Origin of the sequence: Spirosoma sordidisoli (assembly GCF_004138325.1) — a bacterium.
Lineage (GTDB): Bacteria > Bacteroidota > Bacteroidia > Cytophagales > Spirosomataceae > Spirosoma > Spirosoma sordidisoli.
The window spans coordinates 534,377-551,911 of the sequence record NZ_SBLB01000003.1 but is presented as its reverse complement, the minus strand read 5'-3'; the positions used below and the strand labels follow the sequence as shown (position 1 = coordinate 551,911).

The following is a 17,535-nucleotide window of genomic DNA, read 5'->3' as shown; positions in this document are numbered from 1 at the left end:
GCCTGGACATTTTACAACTGCGATGCGCAACTTCATAACCACCGTCTTCCTCCTGCTTATCTGTGCCTTAACTGGCTTTGCTCAGGTGAGCACCTTTAACATCAGCGAATTTCGGGGAAACCCCATCTCTCGAAAAATTGTATTGACGCCCGGTGATACTTCAAAGGTTATCACTGTACGGGCGCGTTATTCGCCGGAATCGCGCGAGTTCGAGCAAATCTTTCAGCCGACAGTTACCCGGCAGGGTCTGGATCTGATCTTCGGTTGGACGAATACTGACAATCTGCCATCGGGGTGGGTGCAGATCAGCATTGGCGGGGTCATTCGTCACGCGGGCACGCTCTCGATCAATAAGTTCACGTCGACGCCGGTCCCTGGCAGTCTCACTCTCGTATCGGGTACTTATTCGTTCTCAAAGCTGATCGATGTGCCTCTGTACCTCCAGCCGACCACAATTAACCAGGAGAAGGTCGCCACAGCCAACGCCCTCAATCAGCGCGTAGTCCACATCGCGGATATCGCTACGCTGACCGCGACGTCAGGCAGCACAGCCCCGGCGGTGATTGTCCGGGATGCCGTTCGGGGGGGGAGTTTTATTTTTGCCGCATCGGGTTATACGGTCGATCAGGGTACTGTATTTCCGGCGCTCGGGGGCGGATACTGGGTGCGGCAGTACCTGGGCGATGCGCGGGTAAAATGGTTTCCCGGCGCGACCGACACCGACTGTATTGTCAACGCGCTGGCAGGTAACGATAATAACCTGCTTATGGAGCCACGAGCGTACACGGCCACCCAGTTCAGCATACCGAGCGGGAAGCGGTTGCGAGGCATTGCGGATAAAACCATTCTGCGGCCCTCGCCCAGCATCGTAGGCCAGGCTAACCCTGATTACGGTTACCCTGGACAGGTGACAGGTTGGATCACCATGTCAGCGAATAATATAGCTCTGGAGGATGTAACGCTTGACCTGAGCACCAACACCACCCGGCTGGCTGCCATTAAGTCAATGGGAGTTGCGCTCGATGGGTGGCGAGTGAATAATGTTACGTTCCTGAACGGGATTAACCACTTCATCTACGTGCATCTGGCGGCTACGTCGAAGAATATCGAGATTACCAACAACCGGTTTCTACATGGCGATAACGGGGTCTCTATTCGCGCTACCGTAGCTGCTCGGCTCAATAACAACATCAAAATAAACGGCAACACCTTCGACGATGTAGGCGGAAACGTAATTGGACTGGAAGATAATTTCTCGGTTGGGCCAGGTCGATACGACACGCACACTAACGTACAGGTCAACAACAATATCATGACCCATTTGCGCGTGACGGGTGGCTACGACGGCGCCATACCGCTTGAGCTGCATGGGGTGACGAATGGGGTTGTATCGGGAAACATTGTTGATTCCGGCACCAGGGGGTTGGGCGTGATGACGTCCAAAAATGTGGTTTTAGAAGGTAACACAGTCAGCAACCAAACAGCCTACTTCTCGGAAATAGCGAAGCTGGAAGACTGTTCGTTTATCGGCAATGTATCGAAGAACAATAGGACGTTTATCACACTAAGCCCCAGCGACAACTATGCTGTACCCAATAAAAACATCCTGATTTCAGGCAACCAGGTAATTGGCAACGGCATACAAACCGTGGCAGCGGGCGTTGATATCGCGGCTATCAATACCAGCTATAACGCGATCCTGCAAAATTGGGTCATCGAGAACAACGTATTCACCAATCAGGATTTTGCTAGTAATGGGGTTATTTCCATCCGGGGGTCACGCGCCCGGCCTAACCTTATCTTTTCGGGTGGTGGAGGTAGTGGCGCACAGGCCACGGCCACGCTGAAGGTAGTGTCTGTGAAGATCGATCAGGGCGGTAGCGGCTACACCAGCGCACCAACCGTAAGTGTTTCTGCGGTAGACGGTAGCGGTGCAACAGCTGAAGCGGTCGTTACGAACGGTGTGGTTACGTCCGTGATTGTTACCAGTGCCGGGGATGGCTACCTCTACGAACCCAGTATTATTTTTTCGGGCGGTGGGGGTAGTGGAGCTTCGGCCACCCCTATTCTGGGCATAGCTTCGGTCAGTGTCGTGTCGGGGGGCAGTAACTACACCAGTGCCCCAACCATACTGGCTAAAGACAACGGGGTCATCGTCGACGAATACGGCGGACTGCAAACGGGCGGAGCGGTCCTGACTGCCACAATCAGCGGGGGTAGTGTTGTATCGGTCAATGTGGTGTCACCAGGTAATAGTTTTGGTCGGCCCAATACGAACATTGTTGTCCGGGGGAATAAATTTTTCTCTACGTCGGTCAATTCGCCCATTCAACTCATCAACCTGACTGGTCGGCATCTGCGGGTTGAGGATAACTACTTCTATCGAACTGCCGCCTACAGCAACACGACCCACTGGCAATCTGGCGGGGTAGTGGTCAGTACGGTTGGTCTGGGTCTGCTGGATGAGGTGGCGATTGAAAACAATACCTTTCTCTTCCGGGGGCGAATGGGGTCGGGTCAATACGCAGCCATTGGTCAGTATTTGAGTTTTTCGGATCGTGTCTTGACAAAAGGATTGCGGATAAAAAACAACTTTATTGACGGTCCTTTTACTCGGGGGATTTATGTAAATGACCAGTCCACCGATTCCGAAATATTGAACAACGAACTGGCCGACGCGGTAACCACGCCCTACACCGTTGGGACGGGGAAGCGCGTCTATTCGCTCAGAACGTTTAACGGTAGTTCGGCCCCTATAGCGGGTAACTGGCGCGCTGGCGATAAGCTGCTGAATCCTGCCCCCACACTCGGCCAACCCGAAGGGTTTCTGTGTATAGCATCGGGTAGCCCAGGTGCCTGGATTGAACTCTCGCCGGTCGGAACGGACAGGATTGGCGACGGGTCGCCCAACGGGGTTGTAGCTGCACCCTTAGGGTCTATTTATCGAAACACAGCTACGGGTACGGCAGCTCTTTATTATAAAGCAAGTGGATTAGCGGGCAATACAGGCTGGCGGGAGCTGGCTAATGTCAGCAATACGATTATGCTTGGTGACCCGTCTATCACGCACAACGCAGGAACGGGCCTTAAAATGGCCAGTAACACCACCGCATCGAGTGATGGGCATTACCTCAACTCGGTCGACGCCAGTGAATTTTTCCTCACCAACAGCAACAGCAGTCAAACCCGATTCGAGCTGAAGCTGGGTACGTCCCGTTCGAACGATGCTACCGTAGGGCTTCGCTACATCACGGGTACGCTGGGGGCAGGAGCCGGGGTGTTGAGCATTGGTCAGGCGTCGAAAAGCTTATCTGGCTGGACGCATGGGTTCACGCGGTTTTACAACATGGGCGTGATCACAGCCACCACTACGCCCGACAACCGGCTTTTAATCGGCACTCAAACCAATAACGCTGCTGATCTGCTACAAGTGGCCGGGTCAGTACTGTTGCGTCGGGCCGAAGGGGCCGGACCACCACCACTGAGCCGGCTGCCTGCTTCGGGCGATTCTATTCTATGGAGGGACACAGCAGCAGGGACAACGAAATGGTATACGAATGATGGGGGCACAGTTGTGCCGGTTAATTAACTCATGATCGCTATCACTAACGAGTCAGGGCTGAGCCTGGTGCTTGATCCGCAGCAGCAGCTCATGCTGGAGCAGGCCACCGGCTGGCTGGTCGATGATCAGCTGCCGGGAGCCAAAAGCTACCCTATTGCCTTTCCAGTCGAGCCGAACGAGCGATTCCTCAGCTCGGGCTATCGGCTTGATCAGGCTCGGCCGCGCATGGAGCTGATCGTGCACGTCCGGCTGATGGGGGTGATGTTTCGTCGTTGCCGGCTGAACTACCGGATTGTGTCCGGGAAAGGGTCTGGCTATCTGAAATACGATGGGGGGGAAGTGTTCTCCCAGCTGCGCAAACTCTCGCTGCAGGAAGCGCTGACCGATGCCGTATCGCTGGGTACGTCCCCGCTGGAGGGGCTGGCCAGCCGGATGAAAACCATCGCCAGTTTGCCGCCCGGTCAGTTCCCCTGCACGTTCTTTCCCATCCGGAACGAGCTGTTTTTCGAGGAGTCGCTGTCGGCCGCCACGCTGCCCGGCTTCGTTCGTCAGCCCTATATCAATGCTTGGAAAGGCTCGAACTTCCTGGTCGACAGCGCTACTGTAAAGGGCTATCCGGTCAGCCCGCAATTTTACCTCTGGTGGGTGCTCGAGCAGCTCTTCGCCCGCGCGGGCTACCGGATCGATGGCGACTGGATCGGTCAGCCTGAAGTGCAGCGCCTGGTTATTCTCAACCAGACGGCCATGCAAACGCGCCGGGTGGGTATTGTGGATCTGACCCCCCTGACGGTACAGCCTGGCCAGCATTTGCCGGCCATGTCGGTGGGCGATTTTCTGAAAGCGATCCGGCAGGGGCTGGGCCTGATTTTTTCCTTCGACGGGAATCGCCAGGTGGTCACCATCCGCCAGTTTACCGACGTCGTACGCAGTCCGGCTGTCGATCTAAGCCCATACATGGTCGATCGTTACGGTGTCGACGCACCAGCCAGCAAGGGGGTGCGGATCATTGACCAGGTAGATGCCAACGACGAGCTGTTCCGGGATAAGGACGGTAACCAGCTACCGCCCTCGTCGATCGTGCTGGGCGGCACTGCTGAAGGCGAACGCGACGAGGTGCAGCTGGGTATTGCCGCTACGCAGCTGACGTACGAACCCGCCCCCGATGGTGGCCACTGGATCGTGCCCACCCTGCGCCAGCCTGGTAACATGCTCGATCCCTACTATAAACCCAGTGATCGGTATCCTAACGAGCCAGGCCTGGGCCAAACCGGACTGCAGCTGAAAAACGCGATTGCCCTGCGCCTGGTGAGCTACCGTGGGCTGGTACCTGGTAGTAATTCACTTACATATCCCCTGGGAACGACCGACGTCCGCTCGGGCGCGCAGGTGGTGATTGGCACCAGTGCCACGCGCCTGCGGGGCCGCTACGGCCGCTACCGGCAGCTGCTTCGCCACCTGTTCTACTTCCGGGATCAGACCCGCCTGGTCACGGTACCCATGAATTTCCCGGTGGGGGTGTTGACGGGCGTGAAGCTGCACGAGCCGATCGCCCTGAAGCTCACCAGCCAGGCACGTCGGTCGTTTCTGATCGATAAGCTGCAGGCCGAATCGCCCGGCCCGGATGGGATCATGCCCTGCACGCTCACGTGCCTGACCATTCCGGATGGACTGGATCTGGAGCCGCTCGTCGACGAGGAACCCGTCTGGGTCGAGCTGATCAAAGGACCCGCGCGGCCGGTCAACGTGGCCGTGTCGGGCCGGGTGGTCAGCCGCATCCTGGTGACGCTCACCATCAAGGTCTGGACCACGTCCACCCGGACGGTACCCGCTGTGGTGACTAACCTGCCGGTGACCCTGCGGCTGAAAAGCTACCAGGTGTATGGGGGTAGCCAGACCGGTCAGACCCAATACCACGAGTATCCAATCACTTACCTGGTCAATGGCAGCTCGACCGTCGTCGAGGCTGATTTCATTCAGACCGAGTCGGATACCAGCAGCCTGGCTAATAACCTGCTCACCCAGTCGATGCAGATCGATCCGGGCGACGATTACCTGATTCTGGTATGACCTACAACGAGCTGGATATTAACCAAAAGATCAATTACAAGGCTGCTGTCTCGGCCTGGGCGGAATATGCTGTCGAGCATTTTCAGACCAGTCTCGATAAGAAAGTGTACCGCGTCCGGAACACAAAGAAGGGCCGCCGTCAGGGCAATAAAAATGCGTCAGGAGCGCTGCGTCGTACCTGGTACCAGAACGTGGCCAGCAGTGGCGAGCGCGTCGTTATGCAGTTTCTTCAGTACGGCCGCTACCTCGACATGGGCGTGGGCCGGGGCACCACCCACACGGATCGGCTGGTCAATCGCCAGCTGCGGTTGGGAGCCACCGGGCGCGTCCGGAAGGCCTGGTATTCGAAGCGGAAGGGTTATGAAATCAAACGGCTCCGGGAGATCCTGGCTGCGCAAAACATCAATGTGGGCCTCGACCTAATCGAGAATGCCCTGAACATCACCGTAGCTATCAATCGATAATGGCAGCACAACAGGAACGCGCGGTCGTTGACCTCGTTATAAACGGGCAGCAGGCACAGGTGTCCATGAAAGACCTGGCCGCGGCCACCATCAACGCCCGTAAGGCGCTGTACTCGATGGCCGAAACCGATCCGGGGTACAAGAAACAGAAAGCCGAGCTGGAGGCACTCATGAAGGCTCAGCAGGCTCGGATCGTCCGGATTCACGAGGAGAAAACAGCCTGGCAGAAATTCGTAGCCTCGGCCGGGTCGGTGACGGCCGGGATCACCGGGGCCAATGTCATATCGACCGGGCTGGGACTGATCCAGGATGGCTTCCGGAAGGCCCGGGAGGAGTTTAAGCTGTTCGATGCCGCCAGTAAGGAGTTGTCGGCCGTGACAGGTGCGACGGGTGCGGATCTGGAATACCTCAACCAGCAGGCCAAAAACACCGGTCCCCAGTTTGGTAAATCGGGCGCTGAAATGCTCGAGGCTTATAAGCTGATGGCCTCCGCCAAACCCGAACTGCTCGCCCAGAAGGAGCTGCTGGTGGAAACCACGCAGGCGGCTATCACCCTGTCGCGGGCGGGCAAGATCGATCTGGCCGAAGCCACGAAGGTGACGGCCGAGTCGCTCAACCAGTTCGGCCAGGGTGCTGATCAGGCGAACCGCTTTATCAACGTGATTGCGGCTGGTGCCAAAGAAGGCTCAGCCGAAATCAACGAGATGGGCATTGCCCTGAAAAACTCCGGAACGGTAGCCTCGGCCCAGAACGTCAGCTTCGAGCAGACCAACGCGATCCTCCAGAGCCTGTCGACGATTGCCCTTAAAGGGGGAGAAGCCGGTACGCAGCTGCGTAACGTGCTGCTTACGCTTGGATCTGGCTCCGACGATACCAACCCGAAAGTTGTCGGTCTGGAGAAGGCGCTGCAGAACCTGGAGAAGAAAAACCTCAGCACGGCCGAGATGACCAAGCTGTTCGGCAAGGAAAACATCACGGCCGCTCAGCACATTATCACCCACCGGAAGGAGATCGAGGAGCTGACCCGCAAGGTGACCGGTACCGACGAAGCCTTCTCTCAGGCGGCCAAAAACAACGCAACCTACGAGCAGAAGCTGGCTCAGTTTGACGCTACGCTGAGCAAGGTGGCGGTTACGATCGGCGCCAAAGTAGTACCCGCCCTGACGACGATGATGGACTGGGTTATGAAGGGAGCCAATTGGCTCGATCAGCAGCTGGCCCCGGCTAGCGAGAAAGCCGCGCGGGCCTTCGAAGACCAGCGGGCCCAGGTGCAGAGCCTGACCAAAAACATCGCGCCCCTGCTGACAAGGCATGATCAGCTGAAGGCCAAAACCACCCTGACCAAAGGGGAGCAGGATGAGCTGAAGAAAATCGTCGGGCAGGTAGCCAGCGTGATTCCGACGGCTATCACCCAGTTCGACAAATACGGGAACGCGATGGGGGTCAGTACCGGCAAAGCCCGGGAGTTCATTCAGATGCAGAAGGAGCTGCTCAAATACAACAACCGGGCTGCGATCGAGGAAACCCGCAGCGAGCTGGCAGACCTCAACGGGGAACTGCTCAAGAACACGACCCTGCTGCGGACGATGCCCCGGTCGGATGGGTCACTATTCAGCGGTGGTCTGACGGCCGACGAAATCCAGCAGCTTCAAAAGCGCAATCAGGAGATTCTGGCTACCATCAAAGGACTGGAGCTGCGCCGGAAAGCCCTGACGGGTGACTATCTGGATACGCCAGCGCCGGTGGCTCCCAAGACGGCGCCGACTCCACCCGATACCGGCGGGGGTGGCTCCGGTGGGGGTGGTAAAGAAACCAAGGAGGAGAAAGCGGCCCGGCTAAAACGCGAACGGGAGCAGAAAGCTACCCAGAAGCATAACGATCAGCTGGAGCAGCTTATGGAGCAGGCCCGCGCCCGCACCGCGCAGGCCCAGGGCGATTCCTTCGAGAAAGAGCAGATCCAGTTCGGCGACCACTACAGTACCCTGTACAAGCTGGCGGGCGGCAACAAAGAGAAAATGGCCGAGATCACCGAGCTCATGTATAAAGAGCTGGGGGCTATTGTTCAAAAGGAGGATGAACGCCAGAAAAAGGAGCAGGAGAAGAAAAAAGAGGAGCAGGCCAGACAGCAGAAAGAGGACTACGAACAGGCTAGTCTGTTCCTGCAGAAAAAACGGGAGGATGCGCTGCGGGAAGCGGAACGGAACCCCCTGACGATAAAGGGTAACGTGGTCGAGGGGAGCCAGGAGGCCCGTCGGCTGGAAATCCTGCAGCAGTACCTGGAGGCCGATCTGCTACTCCGTCAAACCCACGCCCAGGATGTCTCTCAGACCGAAGCGGCCCTGACGGATAATTTTGTATCCCAGCAGGAGATCTGGCGCAAAGCAGGCCGCGAAACGGTCGAGTATCTCAAGGAAGCCGATCGGGCCTGGCTGGTGGCCAAACAGGAGGCCGTGTCGGCCGGGCTGGGTCTACTGCAGAGTTTCTTTGCCCGCTCCTCAGCGATCGGTAAAGCGATCCTGATTGCCGAAAAAGCCTGGGCCATTGCTTCGATCGTGATCAACCTGCAGAAAGAGCTGGCCGCGATATCGCTGGAGGCCAAACTCAAAGCCGCCAACGCAGCTGCAGTACCGTTCGTAGGTCCGGCCCTGGCTGCGGCAGCCTACGCGGCCGGGGTCACGGCCTCAAGTACGGCCAAAGTCCGGGCAGGGATAAGCATTGCGACCATTGCCTCGCAGGCGGTGGCTGGTCTGGCCCAAAAGGACGACGGCGGTTTCACGGGTATTCAGGATCTGTACGGATCTGCATCGGGCTTTGTCGATCGGCCGACTCGGGTCAACGCTGGAGCGCGGTCGTACATCGTCGGGGAGAAACGTAAAGAGTGGATCATGGGGGGCGAAATGTTGGCAAACCCGGTGATGGCGAACCTGGCCGGGGCGCTTCAGGCACTCCAGGTCTCCGGAGGCTACCGAAACCTCAACCCCCAGAACGTAGCCGGCCAGCTGGGTCTGCCTGCCAGTCCGGCCGCTGGGGGTATGAATGATCAGCTGCTGCTGCTGTTGATCGAGGAAACCCGCCAGAACCGGGCTGAGTTTAGCCGGTTTGCAAGTCGGCCGATTAATTACAACCACTTTAAAATTCGGGATCAGCAGGATTACCTGAGCGAAATCGAATTAGATACCTCCCTGTAATTTTCGTAGTTTTGCCCCGCTCAAGTATAGTTTGGTTCACTCTCAGGAGAACGGCATCGCCTTGTCGAGTAGGCGGTGCTGTTCCCCCGTATTTGCATTGTAATGGTGCAAGTAAGTCATTCCTGAGAGGGTATACTTGAGCAGCGGGTCAGGGCAGCACCTCCTGTTCGGAGCATATTCATAAAGAAACCCCGACCGCAGGCGCAGTCGGGGTTTTCTGGTACTATCCACAAAATGCTCGTAGGAGCAACCTACGAAGCGGTCTTATCAGTCGTGCGCTCGTAGGTACGAGGGCTATATTCGACTGCCTTCACCAGGCGCACGCCCAGCTCCGGAATTTCTTTGATATGATCGGGCGGTATGATCCCCCGGTTGATCCAGTTCAGCACGACCTCGCTATTCTTCAGGCCGAACCGATCCGCGTATTTCTTTGGTGTCAGCCAGTCGGTCAGCGGGTACTCGACACCCTGCGATTTGAGGGTCGTAATCATGTCCTCCCGAGCGGCTTTACTCTGGGCAGTTGACTCTTTTAGTTTCTCCAGCAAGGCCTGCTGTACCTCGGGAGCCATCGGCCCCGGCTGGGACCGTATGAGCTGATCAACACGATGCATGTCCTCAGCGGTGGCGATGGCCCGGATCTGGTTGATAATGTCCTGCGTGTTCATAATTGTTAGGGATAATTGTGTACTGACTATGTAGGGCAGCAGGAGGGGGGGCTTTCGCCCCCCTTGCCTGTTAGCTGAACATCTCTCTCATTTCGTACCATCCGCCTAGTTCGTCGAGGGCGTCGTTGATGACCTGCTGAACCTCCTCGTTGGTTTCACCTTTGTCGGTGATCAGGTCTCTTACTGAACCTAGGATGGCCTCCTGTAATCTGATGTGGCCTTCGATAAACTTGCTTCCCATTTGCATTTTGTGGTTGAATGCCCTCCCCCGTGGAGGACATAACAAAGGTCGCATTTGTTAGCGAGACTAACAAATGATTAGGGGATTATTTTTGACTATTTTTTAGAAATATTTTGTACTCCTATTATTTGTTAGTCATGCTAACAAATGGTATATTTGTTCAGTCTTAGGGGGGCTAGGACAGTAAACAACAACCGTATGAATAACCGTATAGAAAGCCTGGTTTCGGTCGACGTAGTAACACTGGGTGAGCTGGACAAAAAAGGGCTGCTGTCGCTGGCAGACCAGATGGTACGTAACAGTCACGAGTACGGCCTTGACGTGCTGGCCATGTTGGCCGAGGCCACTAAGCTGGAGCTGGTGGCGACCCGCATCAAGGAGCAGGCCAAATCGGTTGCCCTGAACGAAGTACTAACCTACGGCCGGGGCGGGGTCTCCAAGCTGGGCGTCTCGATGACAACCAAAGAGGTGGGGGTCTCCTACGACTATTCAGGGGATCGGGTTTGGAAGGAGCTGAACCGGACGGTACTGGCGGCAACGGCCAAACGAAAAGAACAGGAAGAAATCTTGCGGTCGCTCCCCTACGAAGGCCGCATTATGATGGACGAGGAAACCGGCGAAGAGTACCGGGCCTATCCACCCGCTCGCACCGCCAGTGATGGGGTGGTACTTACTATCAAGTAAACAACTTTGCAAACTCGGGAGCCTGACCAGACGGTCAGGCTTTTTTATTACTAGTTGCCTGAATTAAAGGGACGTTTTACACCGGCAAAAACTGACGACTATAAAGCGTTTTATTTTCGGCATTAATTGCTTATATTAATAGGGTGAAATGGGTTTAACCTTACAGGTAGTTTTTTCACCCCTAGCAACCTACTTTTTTGATGCTTTTATGAACTACGCTTACATCCGGGTTTCGACCAACCGACAGACCGTCGAGAACCAACGGTACGAAATTTTAAAGGCGGCTGCCGATCGGAAGGTGATCATTAATGAGTGGATCGAGGAGACCGCTTCCGGAACGAAGTCGGCCAGGGATCGCCAGCTGGGGGAGTTGCTGGATAAGCTGAAGAAAGGCGATCAGCTGTTTGTTTCGGAATTATCCCGGATCGGCCGATCCTTACTCGAGGTGATGTCGATCCTGCATACCTGCATGAAGAAGGGCACGGTCGTGGTGGCCATCAAAGAAGGCTACGAGCTGGGCAACAACATCAACTCGAAAGTGCTGGCCTTCGCTTTCAGTTTGTCTGCCGAGATCGAGCGCCAGCTGATCAGTCAACGCACCAAGGAATCACTGGAGCGTCGCAAGGCCGAGGGCGCGGTATTGGGTCGGCCGGTTGGATCGATCTCGACGAATACCAAACTGTCGGGCAAGGAAGACATAATTCGGGAGCTGCTCCGGAATCGGGTCAGTCACTCAGCGATCGCCCGTATCCTAGGGGTAAATCGCCAGACCGTGACTAGTTTTATCAACAGTAGAGAGCTGGCTGACTTATGAACTTTATGAACCCGGAGAAACGGCCTGGTCCCAATCCTTTATTAAGAATTTCTGGAGCTGACTTGATGAAAGCCCTGGGCCGTGACGCCCCCAAATTCAAGGTCTATGATAATAAGGCGTTATGGAAAAACGAGGCTGTCTTGTTGATGAACCGGCTGGAGGTTTCGCCAGCCGTACGGGAGTGCCTGGCTGATCCGGATACCTGTACAGAAACCTTCAAAGGTCTATCTATACTAGTCTTTCTATAAACTATTGTTAGTTAATATTAATGGGGAAAAGGTAACGATTAGTAGCTTTACGCGAAACTCTAAACATTCCACCCATGAAACAGATTTTCTGTGCTATTGCCCTATCCACATTATTAACAAGTTGCGTAGCACTCCAGCCGAAGCTGAGTACAACAACAGACCCGTTTACGGGAGAAGTCACCAGGTACATGTACGTCGGTGATTCGGATCAGCTGCTACTTATGTCAGCCCTAAGTGGTAAACCAAAAGCCACAACGCTTCCGGATCATTATCACCTGGGCATTGCCATTACCGATCGGGATACCATTCTGAATTACTACCGGTATTATCCCGATCGGGCTTACGATATCTTGAGTGATGGCAAAGTGCTGCTCAAATCACTGGAGCAGCGTAATGCACCGGCTCAGATCGTCAGCCTGCCCCTCGTCCGGAATTATCATACGATTGGGGGGCCATTGATCGTGCGGGCCCGCGTCAATAAATCGATCGTGGCCATGTTAAAGCAACAGGATCTGGACGTGATGCGGATCGACCGGGTTAGTACCAACGAATCCGAAATGCATCCTGTCGACTGGTACTTTACACCGGCCTATGCCAAAGCCTTCCGGGATGGGGTGAACATGCTGTTTGCCACCCCGAAGCCCCAACGGGCCAGACGATAAAAACAAACCGGCCGCTCCTGATCAGGAGTGGCCGGTTTGTTTACGATGCCTTCCGGATGTCCTTCTGATACCCGGCACTCTGCTCCAGCTCCCCGATCACCCTCCGCTCGTCCGGACGGCCGTAGACCTCCAGCCCCTTGTCAGAGCTGCGGCCCAGCAACACCTTCACGGCGTCGGTGGTGAGGTGCAGCGTGTTGTAACACCAGTCGGTGAAGGTCTTCCGGCCTGCTTTAGTCGACAGTTCGGGATGAAACTTCAGCTCCCCGGCGATCAACTTGAGCCACTGGTTCATGGTTTTGTTCGACTTGATCGGCAGGTTCTCCCAGCCCCCGTACTTGTTGACGATGCTGGCCACCTCTTTAAACTGGGGCACCCGGGCGGTTACCTCCGTTTTGACCCGATCCTTGATCAGCCAGGTCTTGCCATCGATGCCACGACGCAGCGCCGTCTGGTGCTTGGTCACGAAGTCCTTCAGGTCAGCGTAGTGGAAGCCGGTGCGGCAGTAAATGATGAATACGTCGGCCACCTCCTGCATGTGGGGGTTAGTGAACTTGTGTTTCTTCAGCCGCTCAAACTCCTCATCGGTCAGAAACAGTGGGCTGCCGTATTTCACGTCAGGGATACGGACGCCGTCGAGCGGGTTGACAGCGGCCAGGTGTTTGCGCTTCGCGAAGCGAAGCACCTGCTTGATGGTCTGGCTGTGCTTCCGGACGTAGCTGTCAGCGTGGCCAGTTTTACCGCCCACCGGGATCGTCTTCATCCAACGCCGGTACCGCTTGAGCCAATCCTCGTCGAAGTCTTCTGCCGGCAGATCCAGCGACTTCTCACTGATCAGGAAATCGATCAGCTTGATGCGGACGTCGTCGTAGGTTTCCCAGGTACCCGCCGTCCGATCGGGATTGGATTTCACGTCGAGCAGAAACAGCTCGAAGGCTGAAAGGAGGGAAGCCCCCTCACCACCGCGCAGAAACATGCGTTTGATCTTGCCGGCCGTGATCACGGCCTGGCGCCGAAACAGATCGTTATAAATGGCGTAGAGCTGCGATTCAATGGCGCTGAGCTGCTCGTTCTTGAAATGGGCCATTGGATCATCATCCAGTACCCGCCGGGTGCTGGCGTCCCAGTGATCTTTCCAGATGGTTATGCCGGTGGAGCCGATATCGACACGCTCACCTTTGATAGAGATTTTACAATAAACCTGGGCTTTACCTGGCTTTTTGGAGTCATGAAGCCAGAGAGAAATATCCATTCGTTTAAACTTCATCTTTCCGTTATGTGTGGTACTGAGCACTAAACGGAGCCAGGAATTAGGATGATTTTGTAGGTTAGGCAGGTGCCAACAGGTATTTTAGGTGCCAACAGATTTGCCCTGGCGAGCCTGTTTACCAGCTGGTAGGAATTGTTTCTATTGAGAATGAGGAACATATATGCTCATATATGTTACCGGGCGGGCACAAAAAAAGCCCGAAACGGGAGAAGTTTCGGGCACCTGGTCTATAAAAAGGCTTGTCTGCAGAGAGAGAGGGATTCGAACCCCCGGACCTGTTACAGTCTTCGGTTTTCAAGACCGACGCAATCGACCACTCTGCCATCTCTCTGTGGTGGTGCAAATATACGAACGTTTGCAGATTTGTCAACCCACCCTCGGACTCTTTGGGCCGAAAACCGTAGTTTTGTGGCGTATTTACTGCGTGAACGGGTCAGCAGACCGGCCATCTCATATCACCCGGCATCTGCCAGCCCCCACGCTCCGTCTTACTTTTTCGCACGAATGGATACCCTCGAAGCTCTCCCCACTGTCGAAACAGCCCGCAAACTGGGCCTGCTGCCCGATGAATACGACCGCATCGTCCAGATTCTGGGTCGCCAGCCCAATTTTACGGAACTAAGTATCTTCTCCGTCATGTGGTCGGAGCACTGCTCCTACAAAAACTCCATCGTCTGGCTCAAAACCCTGCCCCGCGACTCGGATCGGATGCTGGCCAAAGCCGGCGAAGAAAATGCGGGCCTGGTCGACATCGGCGATGGGCTGGCCTGCTCCTTTAAAATCGAATCGCACAACCACCCCTCGGCGCTCGAACCCTACCAGGGTGCAGCAACGGGCGTGGGCGGCATCAACCGGGATATTTTTACGATGGGTGCCCGGCCCATCGCCCAGCTCAACTCCCTGCGCTTCGGTGATCTGAGCCTGCCCAAAACCCGGCGGCTGCTGCGGGGCGTGGTCAAAGGCATCGGCGACTACGGTAACGCCTTCGGGATTCCGACGGTGGGTGGTGAGCTATTCTTCGACGAGTGCTACAACACCAACCCGCTCGTTAATGCGTTCTCGGCGGGTATCGTAGCCGCGGGCAAGGTAGCCAAAGCGACCAGCTACGGCGTGGGCAACCCGGTCTTTATCGTAGGCTCGGCCACGGGTAAAGATGGTATTCACGGCGCTACCTTCGCGTCGGAAGATATCAGCGCGGCTTCGACCGATAAGCTGCCTGCCGTACAGGTGGGGGATCCGTTTATGGAGAAGCTGCTGCTCGAGGCTACGCTGGAGATCATCGCAACGGGCTACGTAATCGGTATTCAGGACATGGGCGCGGCCGGTATCATCTGCTCGACCTCCGAGATGAGTGCGAAAGGGGAACACGGGATGCGCATCGACCTGGATCTCGTACCTACCCGGCAGCCGAATATGGCGCCGTTCGAGATTCTGCTGTCGGAGTCGCAGGAGCGGATGCTGGTGGTGATCGAAAAAGGAAAGGAACACATCATTCAGGGCATCTTCGACAAGTGGGACCTGAACTGCGCCCAGATCGGGGAGGTGACACCCCCGGCCCCGGAAGGTGGAGGCCGACTGCATTTCTACCGCCATGGCGAGTTGGTAGCCGACGTACCGGCCCATGACCTCGTGCTGGGTGGGGGCGCCCCGCAGTACCAGCGCGAATACCGCGAACCCGCCTATATAAAGGAATACGAAGCCTTCGACGCCGACGACGTTGACGATATCGACACCGACGAGATCCGGAAGGTAGCCGAGCACCTGCTGAGCCACCCCAATATCTGCTCGCGCCGGTGGGTGTACGAGCAGTACGACTCGATGGTCGGCACCGCCAACCGCAGCACCAACGCCCCGTCCGATGCGGCTGTGGTACGGGTAAAAACCCCCGAAACCGGCTTGAGCAACAAATCCATCGTGATTACGGTCGACTGCAACAGCCGGTACGTGAACGCCAGCCCGCGCCGGGGCGCTATGATCGCCGTGGCCGAAGCCGCCCGCAACATCGTTTGTACGGGTGGTGAGCCGCTGGCCGTTACCAACAACCTGAACTTCGGCAATCCCTACGTACCGGAGGTCTACTGGCAGTTTGTGGAAGCCGTTCAGGGCATGGGCGAAGCCTGCCGCCGGTTCAGTACCCCCGTAACGGGCGGTAACGTAAGCTTCTACAACCAGTCGTCGGACGACGGGCCGGTTTTCCCGACGCCAACCATTGGGATGCTCGGTCTGATGGAAGACCCGTCGAACCAGATGACGCTGAACTTCAAAAATGAGGGTGACGTCATCTTCCTGATCGGGCCGTCGACCAACGACATTGCGTCGTCGGAGTACCTGTATTCGTACCGCGGTATCAAAGCCGCACCGGCCCCTTATTTTGAGTTCGACACCGAGTGGCGCGTGCAGGAAGCGACCAAGACCATGATCCGCAACGGCTGGCTGCAATCGGCCCACGACGTATCGGACGGTGGTCTGTTCGTGGCGCTGGCGGAGTCGGCCATGACCGGCAACAAAGGCTTTACTATCGAAACCGACGACCGGCACCGGACCGATGCTTTCCTGTTTGGCGAAGGCCAGAGCCGGGTGGTGGTATCGGTATCGGCCGAGCAACAGCAGCAAGTAGAAGCTTACCTGGAAGATACGATTCTGCCTTTCGTGAAGCTGGGCCTGGTAACGGCAACCGGTGAGTATATCATCGACGGCAATACCGTAATGACCAGTGCCGATGCCAAAGGTCTTTACGAACCTGCGTTAAGTACTATCATGGCCTGATACTTTAACGGCCTGCCGACTAATCAAACGGACCCATGCGCAATAATCTGGCTGAACTGACCGATCAAATTGTGGTTATTGCCCGCTCGGCTGGCGCGTTCCTGCTTCAGGAACGCGCCCAGTTTCAGCGGGAAGCGATCGAGTATAAAGGGTTGAACAACCTCGTTTCGTACGTCGACAAGGAAACCGAGAAGCAACTCGTTGAGCAGCTGCACGCGCTGCTGCCCGAAGCCGGCTTTATCACCGAAGAAGGCACAACGGGGCAGATCGCCGACCAGACAGCCCTCAACTGGATCATCGACCCCCTCGACGGAACTGCCAACTTCATCCACGGCCTGCCCGTTTTTTCGGTCAGCATCGGTCTGGCTGAAGGCAGCACCCCCATTGCGGGAGTCGTGTATGATCCAAACCGCGACGAGTGTTTCTCGGCCTGGCAGGGTGGGGGCGCCTACTGCAACGGCAGCCCCATTCGCGTATCGGCGGCCCCGACGCTGGGCGAGAGCCTGATTGCAACGGGGTTCCCGTACTACCGCTTTGAGCAGATGCAGACATACCTGCATATTCTGGAGTCGCTGATGCAGCAGACGCACGGCCTGCGCCGGATGGGTTCGGCGGCTATCGACCTGGCCTATGTGGCAGCGGGTCGGTTCGAGGCCTTTTACGAGTACAACCTGAATTCCTGGGATATGGCTGCGGGGGTTTTGCTGGTGCGCGAAGCCGGCGGTACCGTCAGCGACTTTGCGGGTGGTGAAGAGTACCTGTTCCGGGGCGATGTCATTGCCGGGGGCGGAGTACATCCCGAGCTGTTGCGGGTTATCCAGGAACACTGGAATGCTGCGACCAGCCCACTATAAAGGGGTACTGCTCACGCACGATAAGGTACAAGCTCAATGAATTCAGGGACGGC

12 protein-coding genes and 1 tRNA gene are annotated in these 17,535 nt (G+C 56.4%); 9 read left to right on the top strand and 4 right to left on the bottom strand.

Annotated features, from left to right (window positions below; translation table 11 throughout):
* Positions 1 to 22 precede the first annotated feature (22 nt).
* The 4 genes from EQG79_RS14190 to EQG79_RS14175 are packed head-to-tail and all read left to right on the top strand — an operon-like array spanning position 23 to position 9,281.
* Positions 23 to 3,589 carry a right-handed parallel beta-helix repeat-containing protein gene (locus EQG79_RS14190; RefSeq protein ID WP_129602045.1) on the top strand — a complete coding sequence of 1,189 codons (3,567 nt, stop codon included), beginning with the start codon at positions 23 to 25 and terminating at the stop codon, positions 3,587 to 3,589.
* A 3-nt stretch (positions 3,590 to 3,592) separates the two neighbouring features.
* Positions 3,593 to 5,629 carry a hypothetical protein gene (locus tag EQG79_RS14185; RefSeq protein ID WP_129602043.1) on the top strand — a complete coding sequence of 679 codons (2,037 nt, stop codon included), beginning with the start codon at positions 3,593 to 3,595 and terminating at the stop codon, positions 5,627 to 5,629.
* Positions 5,626 to 6,093 carry a hypothetical protein gene (locus EQG79_RS14180; RefSeq protein WP_129602041.1) on the top strand — a complete coding sequence of 156 codons (468 nt, stop codon included), beginning with the start codon at positions 5,626 to 5,628 and terminating at the stop codon, positions 6,091 to 6,093. Before EQG79_RS14185 ends, EQG79_RS14180 begins: the two co-directional genes overlap by 4 nt.
* Entirely contained in the window at positions 6,093 to 9,281 is a 3,189-nt protein-coding gene (locus EQG79_RS14175) for a phage tail tape measure protein (protein ID WP_129602039.1), read from the top strand. The genes EQG79_RS14180 and EQG79_RS14175 overlap by 1 nt, the downstream gene beginning before the upstream one ends.
* A 251-nt stretch (positions 9,282 to 9,532) precedes the next feature.
* Here the strand turns inward: EQG79_RS14175 and EQG79_RS14170 are convergent, their stop codons facing one another.
* Entirely contained in the window at positions 9,533 to 9,946 is a 414-nt protein-coding gene (locus EQG79_RS14170; protein WP_129602037.1) for a hypothetical protein, read from the bottom strand.
* A 70-nt stretch (positions 9,947 to 10,016) separates the two neighbouring features.
* Positions 10,017 to 10,187 (bottom strand): hypothetical protein, encoded by a 171-nt coding sequence (locus EQG79_RS30990; protein ID WP_165358893.1) that lies wholly within the window; start codon positions 10,185 to 10,187, stop codon positions 10,017 to 10,019.
* A 198-nt stretch (positions 10,188 to 10,385) separates the two neighbouring features.
* Here EQG79_RS30990 and EQG79_RS14165 point away from each other — a divergent pair, with 198 nt between their 5' ends.
* The 3 genes from EQG79_RS14165 to EQG79_RS14155 all read left to right on the top strand — a co-directional run bounded on the left by EQG79_RS14165 (position 10,386) and on the right by EQG79_RS14155 (position 12,595).
* The gene (locus EQG79_RS14165; protein WP_129602035.1) at positions 10,386 to 10,871 is read left to right on the top strand and encodes a hypothetical protein; all 486 of its coding nucleotides are present in this window, start codon (positions 10,386 to 10,388) and stop codon (positions 10,869 to 10,871) included.
* Between the two features lie 208 nt (positions 10,872 to 11,079).
* Positions 11,080 to 11,685 (top strand): master DNA invertase Mpi family serine-type recombinase, encoded by a 606-nt coding sequence (locus EQG79_RS14160; RefSeq protein WP_129602033.1) that lies wholly within the window; start codon positions 11,080 to 11,082, stop codon positions 11,683 to 11,685.
* Positions 11,686 to 12,154: 469 nt separating this feature from the next.
* Positions 12,155 to 12,595, top strand: coding sequence for a hypothetical protein (locus EQG79_RS14155; protein ID WP_129602031.1), 441 nt, complete (start codon positions 12,155 to 12,157; stop codon positions 12,593 to 12,595).
* 40 nt (positions 12,596 to 12,635) lie between these two features.
* Here the strand turns inward: EQG79_RS14155 and EQG79_RS14150 are convergent, their stop codons facing one another.
* Together EQG79_RS14150 and EQG79_RS14145 are read right to left on the bottom strand one after the other, a co-directional pair.
* Entirely contained in the window at positions 12,636 to 13,844 is a 1,209-nt protein-coding gene (locus EQG79_RS14150) for a phage integrase SAM-like domain-containing protein (RefSeq protein WP_165358892.1), read from the bottom strand.
* A gap of 264 nt (positions 13,845 to 14,108) precedes the next feature.
* A tRNA-Ser gene (locus EQG79_RS14145) sits at positions 14,109 to 14,193 on the bottom strand.
* Between the two features lie 173 nt (positions 14,194 to 14,366).
* Here EQG79_RS14145 and purL point away from each other — a divergent pair.
* Together purL and EQG79_RS14135 are read left to right on the top strand one after the other, a co-directional pair.
* On the top strand, positions 14,367 to 16,628 hold the full coding sequence (purL, locus tag EQG79_RS14140; protein WP_077919704.1) for a phosphoribosylformylglycinamidine synthase subunit PurL: 2,262 nt from the start codon (positions 14,367 to 14,369) through the stop codon (positions 16,626 to 16,628).
* 35 nt (positions 16,629 to 16,663) lie between these two features.
* A complete protein-coding gene (locus tag EQG79_RS14135) occupies positions 16,664 to 17,482 on the top strand; it encodes an inositol monophosphatase family protein (protein ID WP_129602027.1) in 819 nt (272 codons plus the stop codon).
* Positions 17,483 to 17,535: the final 53 nt, after the last annotated feature.